Origin of the sequence: Amycolatopsis aidingensis, from assembly GCF_018885265.1 — a bacterium.
GTDB classification, from domain to species: Bacteria; Actinomycetota; Actinomycetes; order Mycobacteriales; family Pseudonocardiaceae; genus Amycolatopsis; species Amycolatopsis aidingensis.
Window position 1 is genome coordinate 2,797,442 of sequence record NZ_CP076538.1, and the last position, 14,306, is coordinate 2,811,747.

A 14,306-nucleotide genomic window follows, 5' to 3' on the forward strand; every position below is an offset into this window, starting at 1 on the left:
GCTATCCCGGCAGGTGGGTGAGCTTGTCCGGGTTGGCCATATCGTAGATCGCGGCGATCTTGCCCGCGCGGATGCTGACCACCTGCACATGGGTGTCCAGGTCGCGGTACCCGTCGCCCCCGGAGGCCGCGGGCAGGTGAATCCCCAGATCGCCGTTGACCAGTACCGGCCGCCCGGCGGCCAGCGCGCCGGGCCGGTACAGCTCCAGCAGGCCGGCGAGGAACCGGAGGATGCGCTCCGGGCCCACCATGACCCGCCGGGTGGTCCGGGCCTTGCCGTCCGAGTCGCCGATCAGCACCACCTCCGGGTGCAGTACCTCGGCCACCGCCTGGATATCGCCGGAACTCACCGCGGTCAGCAGCCGCTCGAGCACCTCCTGCTGCTCGGCCATACCGGCGCGCGGCGGGGGTTCGGCCTCGGCCACCAGCCTGCGGGCGCGGGAGCCGTGCTGGCGCGCGGCCTCGGTCGAGCAGCCAAGGATCCCGGCGATCTCCTGGAACGGCACGGCGAAGGCGTCGTGCAGCACGAAGGCGACCCGTTGCTGCGGGGTGAGCTTGTCCAGCACCACCATGGCGGCCATCCGCACCCCGTCCGCGCGCACCACCGCCTCCAGCGGGTCCTCGCCGGGGCCATCGGCGACCGGGGTGACGATCGGCTCGGGCAGCCACTGCCCGACGTAGCGCTCCCGCCGCGCCATCGCGGAACGCAGCCGGTCCAGGCAGATCCGGCCCACGACGGTGGTCAGCCAGGCCTTGCGGTCCCGGATGCCGGCCCGCTCGGCAGCGTCCAGCCCGGACAGCCGCAGCCAGGCTTCCTGCACCGCGTCCTCGGAGTCGGACACCGAGCCGGTGAGCCGGTAGGCGACCGCGATCAGGTGCGGCCGCAGGCCGGTGAACTCGGCGGCGTCCGCATCCGGGGTGGCCGTCATAGTCGCAGTATCCACCCCCGGCGGCCGTGCCGGCCAGGCCGGTCGCCAGGCCACCCGTACCGGCCGCGTTAGACTCGCGGCGTGGCGGGACGGATCCGGGAAAGCGACATCGCGGAGGTACGTGACCGTAACCGGATCGACGAGGTGATCGGCGACTACGTGGCTCTGCGCAGGGCGGGCGGCGGTGCCCTCAAGGGGCTGTGCCCGTTCCACGAGGAGAAGACCCCCTCGTTCAACGTGCGGCCGACGCATGGCACCTTCCACTGCTTCGGCTGTGGTGAGGGCGGCGACGTCATCAAGTTCGTGATGAAGATGGAGCTCGTCGGCTTCCCCGAGGCGGTGGAGCGACTTGCCGACCGGGTCGGCCTGCGGCTGACCTACGAGGGCGGCGGCGGGAGCGTGCAGCGTGACCGGGGCACCAGGGCCAGGATGGTCGAGGCGCACCGGCTGGCCGCCGAGTTCTACGCCGAGCAGCTGCTGTCCCCCGACGCCAAGGCGGCGCGGGAGTTCCTCAGCGAGCGCGGCTTCGACCAGGCCGCGGCGAAGACCTTCGGCTGCGGGTTCGCCCCGGCCGGCTGGGACCGGCTCACCAAGTACCTGCTGAACAAGGGCTTCGAGCTGGACGAGCTGTACAAGGCGCAACTGTGCAAGGAGGGCCGCCAGGGCCCGATCGACCGGTTCCACCGCAGGCTGGTCTGGCCGATCAAGGATCTCGGCGGGGACGTGGTCGGCTTCGGCGCGCGCCGGATCTTCGAGGACGACCCGATCCAGGCGAAGTACCTGAACACCAGCGAGAGCCTGATCTACAAGAAGTCCCAGGTGCTGTTCGGCCTGGACCTGGCCAAGCGGGAGATCGCCAAGCGGCATCAGGTGGTGGTGGTCGAGGGCTACACCGACGTGATGGCGATGCACCTGGCAGGCGTGCCCACCGCGGTGGCCTCCTCGGGGACCGCGTTCGGCGAGGAACACATGCAGGTGCTGCGCAGGCTGCTGATGGATGACGACGCCTTCCGCGGTGAGGTGATCTTCACCTTCGACGGGGACGAGGCGGGGCAGAAGGCCGCGCTGAAGGCGTTCGAGGGGGACCAGACCTTCGCGGGCCAGACCTATGTCGCGGTCGCCCCGGCCGGGATGGACCCCTGTGACCTGCGGCTGAGCAAGGGGGACGCGGCCGTGCGCGACCTGGTCGCGCGCCGCACCCCGCTGTTCGAGTTCGCCATCCGCAGCATGCTGGCCGAGTACGACCTGGACTCGGTGGACGGGCAGGTCGCCGCGCTACAGCGCACGGTCCCGCTGGTGGCGCAGATCAAGGACAAGGCCAAGCGCGACGGCTACGCCACCAAGCTGTCCTGGTGGGTCGGCTGGCAGGACGAGGCCATGGTGGTGCGCCGGGTGCGCGAGAGCTCAGGGAACCCGGCGGCTGCCAAACAGGGCGGGCGCAGGACGAACGGCAGCCGCGCGGGCGGATCGGGCGAGTCGCAGGACATCCCGCGCCCGGAACCGAAGGATCCGCGGCTGCGGGCGCAGCGGGAGGTGCTGAAGGCCGCCCTGCAACAGCCCGCGATCGCCGGGCCGGAGTACGACGCGCTACCCGAGGAGGCGTTCACCCACCCGGCGTACATCGCGGTGCATCGTGCGGTGCTGGCGGCCGGGGGCGCCTCCTGCGGGCTCGCCGGGCCCGCGCTGATCGACGCCGCTGGCCAGCACGGTCCACAGGGGACGGTCCGCACCCTGCTGTCGGAACTGGCCGTGGAACCGTTGCAGGCTCAGGGCGAGGCCGATGTCCGGTATGTGTCCGGAATGCTCGCCGCGGTGCAGGAGAACCTGGTCGGCAGGCAGATCGCCGAGGTGAAGTCGAAACTGCAACGGCTGTCGCCGGTGGAGGCGGCCGAGGAGTATCGCGCCCTGTTCGGTGACCTGGTCGCGCTGGAGCAGTACCGCAAGGCATTACGCGAGCAGGCGATCGGAGGTATGGAGTGAGCCTGCTGCGCCGGTTGTTCGGTGGCGGCGTTCCGGACGAGCTCGCCGGGGAACTCGCCGCGGGGGAGCATGTGGCCGGTTCGGCCCCGGTGGACGGTGGTGGCCTGGTGGCCGTCACCCCGCTGGGACTGTGGGTGCCCGCGGGGGACGGATTTCGCCGGATCGGGTGGCATCTGGTCAGCAAGGCCGTCTGGCGGGACGCGGTGCTGGAGATCACCGAGGCCGAGGAGACGGGGTCGGCGGGGGAGGCCGTGCTGCTGTCCGACAGGGCGCCGGTGCGGTTCCGGCTGAGCAGGCCGGGGGCGTTGCCCAAGCAGGTGCAGCAGCGGGTGGACGGCTCGATCCGTTCGCGCCACCGCGAGGAGCTGCCCGGCGGGGGCGCCTGGTTCGTGGTGCGCAAGGTGCCCGGCCGGGACGGGGTGGTGCTGCAGGTGCGGCCGGACCCCGGGGTGGACGCCGACCTGGTGGCCGGGATCGCCGCGGACGCGGCCGCGAAGCTGGCCACCCAGCCGCCATAGCAGTACGCTCGTACTGTGTGGGATCCGGACAAGTACCTCGATTACGGCGATCTGCGAGCCCGGCCGTTCCATGACCTTGTCGGGCGGATCGGGGCGCGCGAGCCACGCCGGGTGGTGGATCTCGGGTGCGGTCCGGGCAACCTGACCGGCACGCTGGAACGGCGCTGGCCGGGGGCTCGGATCGAGGCCATCGACAGCTCGCCGGAGATGGTGGCGGCGGCGCGGGCGGCCGGGCTTCCCGCCGAGGTCGGTGACGTGACCGAGTGGCGGCCCGCTGCGGACACCGACGTGGTGGTCTGCAACGCGGTGCTGCAGTGGGTGCCAGGGCATCGCGAGCTGCTGCGCCGGTGGGTGCGTGCGCTGCCGGAGGGCGGCTGGCTGGCCGTGCAGCTTCCTGGCAACTTCGCGGCCCCTTCGCACGCGCTGATCCGCGAGCTGGCGGCGCGGCCGGAATGGGCCGGCGCGCTGGATGGCGTGGTGCCGGCCGAGGACCTGGTCCAGCCGCCGCTGGCCTACGCGGAGCTGCTCGCGGACGAGGGCTGCGTGGTCGATGCCTGGGAGACCACCTATGTCCAGCGCCTCGGCGGCGGCGACGCGGTGCTCGAGTGGATCGCCGGGACGGCCCTGCGGCCGGTCATGGCGGCACTGGACCCGGGAGACTGGCAGCGGTTCCGTGGCCAGCTGGCGGACCTGCTCGCCGGGGCGTACCCGCCCCGTTCCGACGGCACCACCTGGTTCCCCTTCCGCCGCGTGTTCGCCGTCGCCCAGACCCCTCCGGCTGGCTGACGCCGGTGCTCAGTGTCGGTGCCGGTGGCCGTTGGCCCCCTGGCCGGTGGGCTGCTCCCCGCGGGCCATGGGCATCCGCTCGCCCAGCTGCTCACCGAGCTTCGCCCTGGCGAACCCGGCCGCGCCCTGGACGGCAGGGTGGTCGGCGAACTTGCGGTAGGTCCGCACCAGCTGGTCGTATCGCTCGCGGCCGGCACGTGCCCCCAGCACGTAACCAATTGCCGCGCCGAGCAGGAACTTCGTCATCCGCTCCCCGCCTCCTCATCGCTGGTCGACCTGTCGGCCCATTGTCCCTTACCGGGGCGCGGTATGCGCACTACGGCGGTGACCCGGGGTGCTGTGCGACCCCGGACAGCGATGCGTTAGAGTATTGTCTCGTTGGCGCGGAAGGGACCGAGCCGACAAGCTACATTCCCCTGTAGCTCAATTGGCAGAGCATTCGGCTGTTAACCGGAGGGTTGCTGGTTCGAGTCCAGCCGGGGGAGCGTTGACCCCAGGTGAGAAACCTGGGGTTTTTTGTTTCTGGGGGTTTCGTGACCGAGCCGGAGTTCCTGCATCGCACCAGGGTGTCCTATGACACGCTGGCCGAGGACTACGCCGACTGGATCCGCACCGAGCTGGCCGCCAGGCCGCTGGAGCGGGCCGTGCTCGCTGCGTTCGCCGAGCTCGTGCGGGAGGCCGGCGCCGGGCCGGTGGCCGACATCGGCTGCGGGCCAGGGCGCCTGACGGCACACCTGGACGGCCTCGGCGTGCCCGCCTTCGGCATCGACCTGTCGCCGCGGATGATCGCGGTTGCCCGCGGGCTCTATCCCGCGCTGCGGTTCGATGAGGGATCGATGATCGAGCTGGACATCGAGGACGGCACCCTCGGCGGCGTACTCGCCTGGTACTCGATCATCCATGTCCCGCTGGAGCGGTTGCCGGAGGTGTTCGCCGAGTTCCACCGGGTGCTGGCTCCCGGCGGCCATCTGCAGCTGGCATTCCAGGCAGGGGACGAGCTCTCGCACCGCAGCGAGGCGGCCGGGCACCAGGTGTCGCTGGACTTCCACCGGCGGCAGCCGGACCAGATCGCCGAGCTGCTGCGCCGGGCCGGGCTGGTGCCGCGCGCCCGGATGCTGCGCGAGCCGGACCAGGACTGGGACTTTCCCGAGACCACCTCGCAGGCGTTCCTGCTGGCCCGCAAACCTCAGTCCTGACCGGGCAGCGCCCCGGCGAGGACCGTGCGCACGACCTTGTGCACGGCCTCGGTCGTTGGCGGGGTGCCGGTCCGGTCGGCGAAGGGCAGGTGCACGGCCCCGACCACGGTTGGCGCGAGCGTGTCCACCTCGGCGCGGGCCGCGATCCGGCCCAGCTCCCGTTCGGCGGTGAGGTAACGGGCGATCATGGCGGTGGCTTCGGTCAGCAGCGGGACGCCGTCGTCCGGACGGGCCTGGCGTAGCCGGGCGCGCAGGTCGTCCCTTGAGGTGACGAGGGCGACGATCGCGATGGCGACCGACTCGAACAACCGCACCAGCGTGCCGGTGAGGTTGCCGGTGACCGTGCCGGTTCCGGCGGACTCGTGCAGTGCCGCAGCCTGCCCGTCGAGCCGGTCGATGCGATCCAGCACCAGTTCGGCGAGGAAGCCGTCGAAATCGGCGAAATGCCGGTGCAGGACCCCCTTGGCGCAGCCCGCTTCCGTGGTGACCGCCCTGCTGGTCAGTGCGCTCGGCCCGTCCCGAAGCAGCACCCGCTCGGCCGCGTTGAACAGTTGCTCGCGTACTTCGCGCAAGGCCACCCCGGTCGGCACGCGCGTTCCTCCCGTCGCCTGGTTGTCGAGTGGGCAAGTGCCCACTATGGTGGGCGTATGCCCACTCTACCGCCGGACCCGGCGCGGCACGCCGGGTCCGAGCCCCATCAGCATCGTCAGGTGGCCGAGTCGTTCGGCACCGATCCCGACCGCTACGACCGGGCCCGGCCCCGGTATCCCGAGGCCATGGTGCGGTGGCTGCTGGAGGTCAGCCCCGGGACCGACCTGCTCGACGTCGGCTGCGGTACCGGTATCTCCCTGCGGCCGTTCCAGCGGGCGGGCCGCCGGGTGCTCGGGGTGGAGCCTGATGCGCGGATGGCCGGGTACGCGCGCCGGCACGGCGCCGAGGTCGAGGTGGCGACCTTCGAGGACTGGGAGGACGCCGGCCGGAGATTCGATACCGTCCTCGCCGGGCAGGCCTGGCACTGGGTGGATCCCGTGGCGGGAGCGGCCAAGGCGGCGCGGGTACTGCGCCCCGGCGGCAGGCTGGCCGTGTTCTGGAACGCCGACCAGCCGCCGCCCGAGCTGGCCCGCGCCTTCGCCGAGGTCTACCGCAGGGTGCTGCCCGACTCTCCGGCCGCCGCGCGATGGCAGGCGACCGGCGTGGACGGCTACGCGAGGTTGTGCGACCGGGCGGCCGACGGGATCGCGCAAACGGGTGCCTTCACCGAACCCGAGCGGCGACGGTTTGACTGGGAGCGGTCCTACACCAGGGAGGAGTGGCTGGAGCAGCTGTCCACCTCGGGCGGGCACGGCCGGTTCCCGGAGGCCAGGCTGGCGGAGGTGCTGGCGGGCATCGGCGCCGCCGTCGACGATCGGGGTGGCAGCTTCCCGATGCGCTACACCACGCTGGTCGTCAGCGCGGTACGCACCGGGAACCGCTGACCCAGGTCAGGAGGTCACTGCCGGGTCCAGTCACCACAGCGCGCGGACTGGAAGTCCTGCCCCTCCGCCAAGGTGATGGTGGGGTTGCCCCCGCCGGGGATGCCGTTGTCGACGATGTCGCTGCCGTTGCTGCCGCTCGCCGTGATCTTCCAGTAGCAGTCGGAGCCGACATCGGTGGCCCGGTAGGTCCCGGGTTCTACGTCCACGCCGACAACCCACACCCCGTCGCCGACGGTGTTGGCCGCGACGGCCCGTTCGGCCTCGCTGATCGCGGCGGCGCGGGTGTCGAGTTCGGCGCTGCGCTGGTCCAGTTCATCCGCGCGAAGGGCGAGGCTGGAGTCGCGTTCGTTGAGTTCGGCCACCCGCTCGGCCAGCGCGGCCAGCTCATCCGCCGGGATCTCACCGGGTACCTCCACTTCCTTGGTGACGATCTCGGGTTCGGGAGCGACCGCCGCGGCGCCGATGCCGACGCCGAGGAACAGGGCTGCGAGGATGCCCGCTACCCAGGGCCAACGCCGTACGCGCTTGCCATCGGTGCCGCTGCCGGGGACCTGGTGGCTCGTGCCACGTGACTCGGTCATGATCGGTTCCTTCCCGCGAGGGTGCTTACTCCTCGTGTGGATCACCGCGGGTGTTGCGGGGTTAGCCGAGGTGATGCCTGCCCGTTACCGGTTACTGACCGCGACCCGGCGAGGTGGCCGGAGGTCATCTCCGATGAGGACCGTGGTCCCTACCGGGGACCGGTGCCCTCGGCCGAGGGTGAGGTATGCGCGAAATCGACCTGAGCACGATGCTGTGGGGCAGGAGTGGCACGATCCGGCAGTGCGGTGGTGAGGCCGGATGAGGGCGGTGATCGTCTACGAGTCCATGTTCGGCAACACCGAACGAGTGGCCCGCGCGCTGGCGGGCGGGCTGGCGCTGCACGGAACGGTGGACCTGCTCAATGTGGACGACGCCATGGGAAGCTCCTTCGAAGGAACCGATCTGATCGTGGCAGGTGGACCGACGCATACCTTCGGGCTGAGCCGGGCGAACACCAGGGAGACGGCCTCCCAGCAGGCAGGTGGCGGACATACCGTGAGCCGCAGTGGCCTGCGGGACTGGCTGGCGCGGCTGCCACCGGCACCCGCGGGGACCGCGGTGGCGGTGTTCGGCACCCGCGTGCGGAAGCCCCGCTGGCTGACTGGCTCGGCCGCCCACGGCACGGCGCGGCTGTTGCGCCGCCGGGGCTACCGGTTCCTCGCCCGCCCACAGGACTTCTACGTCGACGGCATGACCGGGCCGCTGGCCGAAGGGGAGCTGGCCAGGGCACGACAGTGGGGCGAGGAACTCGGCACCGTCTGTGTCGCCCGCTGACCGGGAGCCGCGGACATCGCTGCCCAGGTCGCGTGAATCGATCAACCTGTCCCGGTCTCCGGCGAGGCAGCCGACGGTGGGCCGGGGCGGGTCGCTATAGTTCCGGGGCGGACGAGACACAGGCCACCGCGGGGGCGGCTCGGGGGAGCGGCAAAGGCGCAGCGGGGGTTCTGCACTCCTTGTTTGCACGGGCCGGTAGCTCAGTTGGTTAGAGCAGAGGACTCATAATCCTTTGGCCGCGGGTTCGAGCCCCGCCCGGCCCACTTACGTCATTGAGCTGGAGTTATGGGACGAAGAGTGTGCCATTGTGCGAACCGCAGGCCGCAGTCCTGGCTTTGGCCACGCAGCACATCGCATGCGATCTTTTAGCGGCCGCGGTGGGTTTCGGTCATGTTCTGGGTGCCGATGACGTCGAGGAGCCGGAGTTTTCCGGCGGCGTCGCTGCCGGGGGTGGCCGTGTGGATGACGATGTACAGATTGTCGTCGGGCGCTGTGAGCACGTCGCAGTTGAGTTCAAGCGGGCCGACGTAGGGATGTTCGATCGTTTTGACGTCAGTGGTGTGCTTACCGACCTCGTGGGTCTCCCACAAACGTTCGAAGGTGTCGCTGGCGGCGCGCAGGTCGCTAACCAGCGTGTGCAGGTCTGGGTCGATCGGGTAACGCGCGCTGGCCTCCCGTAGGTCGGCGACTACCGCGGCCTCGAACCGACGTCGTTGTTCCGGGGTGTGGCTGACCCGGCTGGGCTGGCCGGTGAAGTGCCGCCATGCCACGTTCCGCTCCCGGCCGGACTGCGCGGATGGGTCGCCGAAGAGTGCGCTGAACAGCGAGTTCCAGGCGAGTAGCGTCCACGTGGCGTTGTAGACGCCGACGGGGTCGCCCGTCATCTGGTCGAGCAGCCGCTGTATGCCGGGGGTGAGGTGCGCCGGAATCCGGTCCTCTGCGGGTGGTGCCTGGCCGGCGAGCAGGAACAGGTGCCTTCGTTCTGCTGCCGATAGTCGTAACGCCCTGGCCAGCGCCATGGTGACGGGTCTGGATGGGGTGGTGGACCGGCCCTGCTCGAGACGGATCAGGTAGTCGGTGGAGATCCCGGCCAACGTTGCGAGTTCCTCCCGCCGCAACCCGGGGGCCCGGCGCCCGCGCCTTGCGGGGAGCCCGACGCTGTCGGGGGCGATTCTGTCCCGCCAATTCCGCAGCGCATGGCCGAGTTGCCTGCCGGTGCCGCTTTCGCTCATAGGTTCAGTATCCGCTCCTGGTCGGCTTTGATGGTGGTACTGGTATTCCTACGACAATTGGGCCACTCCCGGCCGCCTCTGGATGCGGCGATGCTGGTGGCATGACCACAACACTTGTCACCGGGGCGAACAAGGGCCTTGGTATGGAAACGGCCCGTCGGCTCGTGGAAGCTGGGCACGAGGTGTATGTCGGGGCACGGGACCCGGGCCGGGGCAAGGCGGCGGCGAGGCGGACCGGCGCCCGCTTTCTGCCGATCGACGTGACCAGTGATGACTCGGTGCGAGCGGCCGCGAAGATCCTCGCCGAGGAGGCCAGCACTCTGGATGTACTGGTCAACAACGCCGGTGTGCGCGGGACAGCCGCACCACCCGGTGAGGTCACCGCAACCGACATGCTCGCCGTCTATGACACGAACGTGTTCGGTGCGGTCCGCGTGACCGGCGCGATGCTGCCCCTGCTGCAACGTAGTGCGGCGCCTGTGATCGTGAACGTCAGCAGTGGGCTGGGTTCGCTGGCCGTCACGGCCGATCCCGAGGCGCACGCCGAAGTGGTGCCGGTGTGGGTGCCCGCCCTGCCGTACAACTCCGCGAAGGCCGCGCTGAACATGGTCACCGCCCAGTACGCCCACGCCTACCCGTCGATCAGAGTCAACGCCGTCGATCCCGGATTCACCGCCACCGACCTCAACGACCATGCTGGCGAGCAGACCGTCGAGCAGGGAGCGGAAATCATCGTCCGGATGGCACTGATCGGCGCCGAAGGGCCGACCGGCGGCTACTTCGGCAACAACGGGGTGGTCCCATGGTGACCCCGCGAGTGGAGGTGATCCTGGACTTCGTCTGCGCCCACTCCTATATCGGCGTCACCCGGTTCCTGCGCACGGTCCGACAGCACCGCGCGCAAGGACGACCCGTCGACGTGGCGTTCCGGCCGTTTCGCCTGCGCCCGGAAGCATCCACCGAGGGCGAGCTGCTGTTCGAGATACACCGGCGGGAGCGCGGCGAGGCCGTCGCCAGGCAGATCGCCGCGGACGCCACGGTCGGCGTCGCGGACGGCCTCACGCTGAACTTCCGCCAGGCTGTGTTCGTCAACACCTTCGATGCGCACAGGCTGCTCACCCACGCCTCGGCGCAGGGCCACGGTGAGGCAATGGCCGAACGGCTGTTCCGCGCCTACTTCACCGACGGCGCGAACATCGCCGACCCCGACACCCTGCACGCCCTGGCCACCGAACTCGGCGTGGCCCCTGGCCTCGGCGGCAATGAGGAACTGCACGCCGAGCTCGAAAGCGTCCATGCCCTCGGCATCACATCGGTGCCGGTCTTCCGGTTCAGCAACGGCCTTACGCTCACCGGGGAACAGTCCGAAGATGCATTCCTGGCAGCGTTGCACGACTGACGACATGCCCCAAAGAAACGGGGCTGGGCAGCACGGTCGTGCCCGGCCCCGTGGTGCCGGCTCTCCCGCCGAGCATGCCGTGGCACGCATCGACCGCACTGCGGCCGTACGCACGACGGCCGTGGCTCACCGCTGCGATCCGCGAGACAACCGCGACCACCAGGCGGTCATCGAGGTACTCCGGGACACCGCGGCCGAACTGTCCGTCGTCACCAGGCGCGCGGTAGGGCGAGCCAGTCCTGCCAGGTGACGTCGCGGCCCAGACAACGGGGCCGCCGGAAGGGCCACTCGGCGGCGATCCATTGTGGAACCGGCGCGTAGTCGAACGACTGGTGCACGGATCCCGGAGAGACCCTGAACGTGGCGTTCGAGACGTCAGACGTCGCGGATGTGCCGTTCGCGAAGCTGAGTGTCCGGAAAGCCACGTTCAGGGCACCGGCGGGTGGTCTGGGATGGAGGCGAGGTTCTTGGTAGCGGTGTCGGCCGACGATCCGGCATCGGTGGCCGCGTCCCCTTCCTGGACCGTGCGTAGCTGTTCGAGGGCCTGCTCGGCGATGGTCACCAGCTTGACCAGGCCGTCCTCCTCGGCGATGAGGCACAGTGAGGAATCCCGGTGACCGAGTTCGAACTGGGCCTCATCGGCAACCACCTCCACCTTCATCGGGCAGTTGGCGTCCAACCGCGCCCACGCGTCGACCTGGATTCCGTCCATTCCCATCAGCCTCCTTCATATCGGGTACCCGATCAGACTTTCCGTCTAGTAGTTGCAGACGAAAGCCCCTGATCGAGTGGTGACAAAGGGGTCGTGGCGCAGTTGAATGGCGCACCATGTCGAAGCGGACGATCGATCCCAACACCCCGCGAGCCCGTGCGCTCGCCGCGGCCATCCGCGAGCTGCGCGAGGAGGCCGGGCTGAGCGGGCGGGAGCTGAGCCAGCGGCTCGGCGTCTCGCACGGCACGATATCTCACTGGGAGACCGGGCATCGCGTTCCCACGCCGGAGGACGTGGCGTCCGTGCTCGGCGTGCTGGGCGTGACGGGGGAGCGGCGGCGCCTGCTGCTCGATCTGGCCCGCAACGCCGCCGACCCGAACTGGCTGACCGCCGGGATGCCCGGCATCCCGCAGCAGCTGACCGGCGTCATGGAATGCGAGCGCACCGCCCGCAAGATCACCGAGTGGGCCCCGATGTACGTCCCCGGATTGCTACAGACCCCGGACTACGTGCGGGCCGTGATGAGCGCGGGGGACCGCTCCCAGCAGGAGATCGACCAGCGGGTGATGGTCCGGGTGGGCAGGCGGGAGATCATCACCAGGCGGCGGGACCCGGTCGGGTTCCACGCCCTGATCGGTGAGTACGCCATCCGCGACGTGATCGGAGATGAGGCGGTGATGACCGACCAGTTCGACTTCCTTCTCGAACTGGCCAGCCGATCGAACGTGACGATCCAGATCATTCCGCTGAGCTGTGGCTGGCATCCCGGCCTGCATGGGCCGTTCGTGCTGTACGACTTCGCCGAATCGAGCCCGGTGTTGCACTTCGAGCACTACAGTTCGGGGGCCTTCGTGCCCGATGTCTACGACGTGCAGACATACCGCGCCGCCCTCGATACGATGGGGAGCAAGGCGATGAGCCAGGAAGACTCCCTGGCCTTCCTCGCACGGATCACGAAGGAGCGTTCGACATGAGCACGCCGGACTGGCGCACTTCCCGGCACAGCGGTGAGAACGGGAACTGTGTCGAGGTTGCGTTGAATGTGGTTCCGGTGCGGGTGCGGGACAGCAAGGATCGTGCGGCGGGGGCGCAGTCCTACAGCCGGACCGCCTGGCGGGCCTTCACCGCGCACCTTCGCCGCTGAACGGGATGCGGTCGGGTCGGCAGGACTCGTCCGGCCCGGGGAGCGCGCCCGCCACGAGATAGGCGGAGGCCGCGCGGGTCATGCAGGTCGACTGCTGGGTGGTGACGTGGCCCCAGCCCTCGTTCACGAGCAGTCGGCTGTTCGGCAGCAGTTCGTGCAGCCGAACAGCGTTGGCCGCCGGGGTCGACGGGTCGAAGCGGCTGGTGAGGATCAGCACCGGCTGGTCCGTGCGCACCGACCATGGGCCGGTGTAGCGCTCGCGTGGCCGCGCCTGCCAGGCCGCGCAGGTGCTCGTCGTGTAGGCACGGAGAGCCGCGAAATGCCCGGCAACCGGTTCCCTTCGCTGCGCCGCCGCCCACCAGGCCATCGGGTGCCGTGGCAGGTCCACGTCATTACAGGTGAAGGCGGAGTAGGCACCCTTGATGCCGGAGTAGGCGGCATCAAGCCCGTTCTCGTCGATGATCCGCACCAGTTCCGCGAGGTCGGCGACCGCCGACTCGGTGGGCTCGTGCTGGACCCGGTAGGTCAAATCGAGCATGTTGGCCAGCAGGTCCCATGCCACCGGTTGGTACAGCACACCACCGGCGAACGCGACGAGCTTCGGGTAGGTGAGCGTGACGTTCGTGCCATCCCGGGCGCGGAGCCGGAGCGGTTCGGCTTCGAGCCGCGCCATCAGCTCGTCGAAGGCGCGGCGTGGACCGTGTTCGGCGAAGGAGCAGGAGTCGCCTTCGGCGCACAGTCGCAGGAACTCGTCCAGCGTGGCGCTGGTCGCGACATCCGATCCGGTGCGTTCGGACGGAACCGTCCCGGATGGACCGTCCAGGGACCGCGCCGGGTTCAGCACACTGTCCAGCATGAGCGAGCCCACCCGCCGCGGGAACAGGTTCGCGTAGGCCAGCCCCAGGTGCACGCCATAGGACTGGCCGAGAAAGTTCAGTCGCCGCTCGCCCAGCGCCTGGCGCACCAGGTCCAGGTCCCTGGCGACGGTCGCCGTGGACAGGTGATCGAGCAGTGCTCCGGTGTGCCTGCGGCAGCGCGCGGCGAACTCGGCGTCCTTGGCCGCCCGGGACCACGCCTGCCAGATGGTTGCCGGGAACGCGGGAACACCGGCGTTGAACTCCTCCCGCTCTTCTGGCGAGGAGAAGCAGGTCACGGCGGGCCGCGCCTGGCCGACCCCACGCTGGTCGAGCCCGATCACGTCGTAGCGGTCCCACACCCGCTGGTCCACGGGAGAGGCGAGCTGCCCAGCCTTGACCAGCCGCAGGTACTCGGTGCTGGAGAACCCCGGGCCACCCCGGTTCAGCACCAGCGAACCCAGTTTCCGTTCCGGTTCGGCCGCGGGTGCCTTCACCAGCGCGAGGTCGATCCGCTCGCCGCCGGGATCGGTGTGATCCAGCGGAACGCTCAGCGTCGCGCACCGCAACGCGGCGTTGTCCGCGCACTGCCGCCACCGCAGGTCGGGCTGATGAGAGGGACCGGCCGCACCACCCACCGCCGGCGTGGCACCGGTCAGCAACAGGGGAACGAACACCAGCGCGGCCTGTTTCAGGCGGCGGCGCCCGCGTTGGAAGATCATGAGT

17 protein-coding genes and 2 tRNA genes are annotated in these 14,306 nt (G+C 70.1%); 12 read left to right on the forward strand and 7 right to left on the reverse strand.

All coding sequences use genetic code 11. The annotated features are described in order from the left end of the window. Window position 1: 1 nt before the first annotated feature. Entirely contained in the window at window positions 2-928 is a 927-nt protein-coding gene (locus KOI47_RS13135) for a sigma-70 family RNA polymerase sigma factor (RefSeq protein WP_216216248.1), read from the reverse strand. Window positions 929-1,009: 81 nt separating this feature from the next. Here KOI47_RS13135 and dnaG point away from each other — a divergent pair, with 81 nt between their 5' ends. Genes dnaG through KOI47_RS13150 form a run of 3 tightly spaced genes read left to right on the forward strand, consistent with a single transcriptional unit; the run spans window position 1,010 to window position 4,212 of the window. Further along, on the forward strand, window positions 1,010-2,908 hold the full coding sequence (dnaG, locus tag KOI47_RS13140; protein WP_216216249.1) for a DNA primase: 1,899 nt from the start codon (window positions 1,010-1,012) through the stop codon (window positions 2,906-2,908). Then, window positions 2,905-3,426, forward strand: a complete 522-nt coding sequence (locus KOI47_RS13145) for a hypothetical protein (protein WP_216216250.1) — start codon at window positions 2,905-2,907, stop codon at window positions 3,424-3,426. Before dnaG ends, KOI47_RS13145 begins: the two co-directional genes overlap by 4 nt. Window positions 3,427-3,441: 15 nt before the next feature. Next, complete coding sequence (locus tag KOI47_RS13150) at window positions 3,442-4,212, forward strand: trans-aconitate 2-methyltransferase (RefSeq protein WP_216216251.1); 771 nt, start codon at window positions 3,442-3,444, stop codon at window positions 4,210-4,212. A gap of 9 nt (window positions 4,213-4,221) precedes the next feature. Here the strand turns inward: KOI47_RS13150 and KOI47_RS13155 are convergent, their stop codons facing one another. Then, window positions 4,222-4,458 carry a hypothetical protein gene (locus KOI47_RS13155; RefSeq protein ID WP_216216252.1) on the reverse strand — a complete coding sequence of 79 codons (237 nt, stop codon included), beginning with the start codon at window positions 4,456-4,458 and terminating at the stop codon, window positions 4,222-4,224. 166 nt (window positions 4,459-4,624) lie between these two features. On the opposite strand from KOI47_RS13155, the gene KOI47_RS13160 reads away from it, so the two are divergent. Together KOI47_RS13160 and KOI47_RS13165 are read left to right on the forward strand one after the other, a co-directional pair. Then, window positions 4,625-4,697, forward strand: a tRNA-Asn gene (locus KOI47_RS13160). A 48-nt stretch (window positions 4,698-4,745) separates the two neighbouring features. After that, a complete protein-coding gene (locus KOI47_RS13165; RefSeq protein WP_216216253.1) occupies window positions 4,746-5,408 on the forward strand; it encodes a class I SAM-dependent DNA methyltransferase in 663 nt (220 codons plus the stop codon). On the opposite strand, the gene KOI47_RS13170 is transcribed toward KOI47_RS13165, so the two are convergent. Beyond that, window positions 5,399-5,998 (reverse strand): TetR/AcrR family transcriptional regulator, encoded by a 600-nt coding sequence (locus tag KOI47_RS13170; RefSeq protein ID WP_216216254.1) that lies wholly within the window; start codon window positions 5,996-5,998, stop codon window positions 5,399-5,401. The genes KOI47_RS13165 and KOI47_RS13170 overlap by 10 nt on opposite strands. Before the next feature lie 120 nt (window positions 5,999-6,118). Between KOI47_RS13170 and KOI47_RS13175 the strand changes: the two genes are divergently transcribed. Further along, on the forward strand, window positions 6,119-6,883 hold the full coding sequence (locus KOI47_RS13175; RefSeq protein WP_216216255.1) for a class I SAM-dependent methyltransferase: 765 nt from the start codon (window positions 6,119-6,121) through the stop codon (window positions 6,881-6,883). Window positions 6,884-6,897: 14 nt separating this feature from the next. Here KOI47_RS13175 and KOI47_RS13180 read toward each other — a convergent pair whose 3' ends face one another. Beyond that, window positions 6,898-7,464, reverse strand: a complete 567-nt coding sequence (locus KOI47_RS13180; RefSeq protein WP_216216256.1) for a hypothetical protein — start codon at window positions 7,462-7,464, stop codon at window positions 6,898-6,900. Between the two features lie 259 nt (window positions 7,465-7,723). Between KOI47_RS13180 and KOI47_RS13185 the strand changes: the two genes are divergently transcribed. After that, entirely contained in the window at window positions 7,724-8,239 is a 516-nt protein-coding gene (locus KOI47_RS13185) for a flavodoxin family protein (protein ID WP_216216257.1), read from the forward strand. A 189-nt stretch (window positions 8,240-8,428) separates the two neighbouring features. Beyond that, window positions 8,429-8,502, forward strand: a tRNA-Ile gene (locus tag KOI47_RS13190). Between the two features lie 102 nt (window positions 8,503-8,604). Here the strand turns inward: KOI47_RS13190 and KOI47_RS13195 are convergent. Then, complete coding sequence (locus tag KOI47_RS13195) at window positions 8,605-9,471, reverse strand: helix-turn-helix transcriptional regulator (protein WP_216216258.1); 867 nt, start codon at window positions 9,469-9,471, stop codon at window positions 8,605-8,607. A gap of 101 nt (window positions 9,472-9,572) precedes the next feature. Here KOI47_RS13195 and KOI47_RS13200 point away from each other — a divergent pair, with 101 nt between their 5' ends. Then, window positions 9,573-10,280 (forward strand): SDR family NAD(P)-dependent oxidoreductase, encoded by a 708-nt coding sequence (locus KOI47_RS13200; RefSeq protein ID WP_216216259.1) that lies wholly within the window; start codon window positions 9,573-9,575, stop codon window positions 10,278-10,280. Continuing rightward, the gene (locus KOI47_RS13205; RefSeq protein ID WP_216216260.1) at window positions 10,274-10,870 is read left to right on the forward strand and encodes a DsbA family oxidoreductase; all 597 of its coding nucleotides are present in this window, start codon (window positions 10,274-10,276) and stop codon (window positions 10,868-10,870) included. The genes KOI47_RS13200 and KOI47_RS13205 overlap by 7 nt, the downstream gene beginning before the upstream one ends. Window positions 10,871-11,297: 427 nt before the next feature. Here KOI47_RS13205 and KOI47_RS13210 read toward each other — a convergent pair whose 3' ends face one another. Next, entirely contained in the window at window positions 11,298-11,588 is a 291-nt protein-coding gene (locus KOI47_RS13210; RefSeq protein WP_216216261.1) for a hypothetical protein, read from the reverse strand. Window positions 11,589-11,698: 110 nt separating this feature from the next. On the opposite strand from KOI47_RS13210, the gene KOI47_RS13215 reads away from it, so the two are divergent. Both KOI47_RS13215 and KOI47_RS13220 read left to right on the forward strand, forming a co-directional pair. Continuing rightward, a complete protein-coding gene (locus KOI47_RS13215; RefSeq protein ID WP_216216262.1) occupies window positions 11,699-12,556 on the forward strand; it encodes a helix-turn-helix domain-containing protein in 858 nt (285 codons plus the stop codon). Then, window positions 12,553-12,726 (forward strand): DUF397 domain-containing protein, encoded by a 174-nt coding sequence (locus KOI47_RS13220; RefSeq protein WP_216216263.1) that lies wholly within the window; start codon window positions 12,553-12,555, stop codon window positions 12,724-12,726. The genes KOI47_RS13215 and KOI47_RS13220 overlap by 4 nt, the downstream gene beginning before the upstream one ends. Here KOI47_RS13220 and KOI47_RS13225 read toward each other — a convergent pair. Beyond that, the gene (locus KOI47_RS13225; RefSeq protein WP_216216264.1) at window positions 12,704-14,302 is read right to left on the reverse strand and encodes an alpha/beta hydrolase; all 1,599 of its coding nucleotides are present in this window, start codon (window positions 14,300-14,302) and stop codon (window positions 12,704-12,706) included. The genes KOI47_RS13220 and KOI47_RS13225 overlap by 23 nt on opposite strands. Window positions 14,303-14,306: the final 4 nt, after the last annotated feature.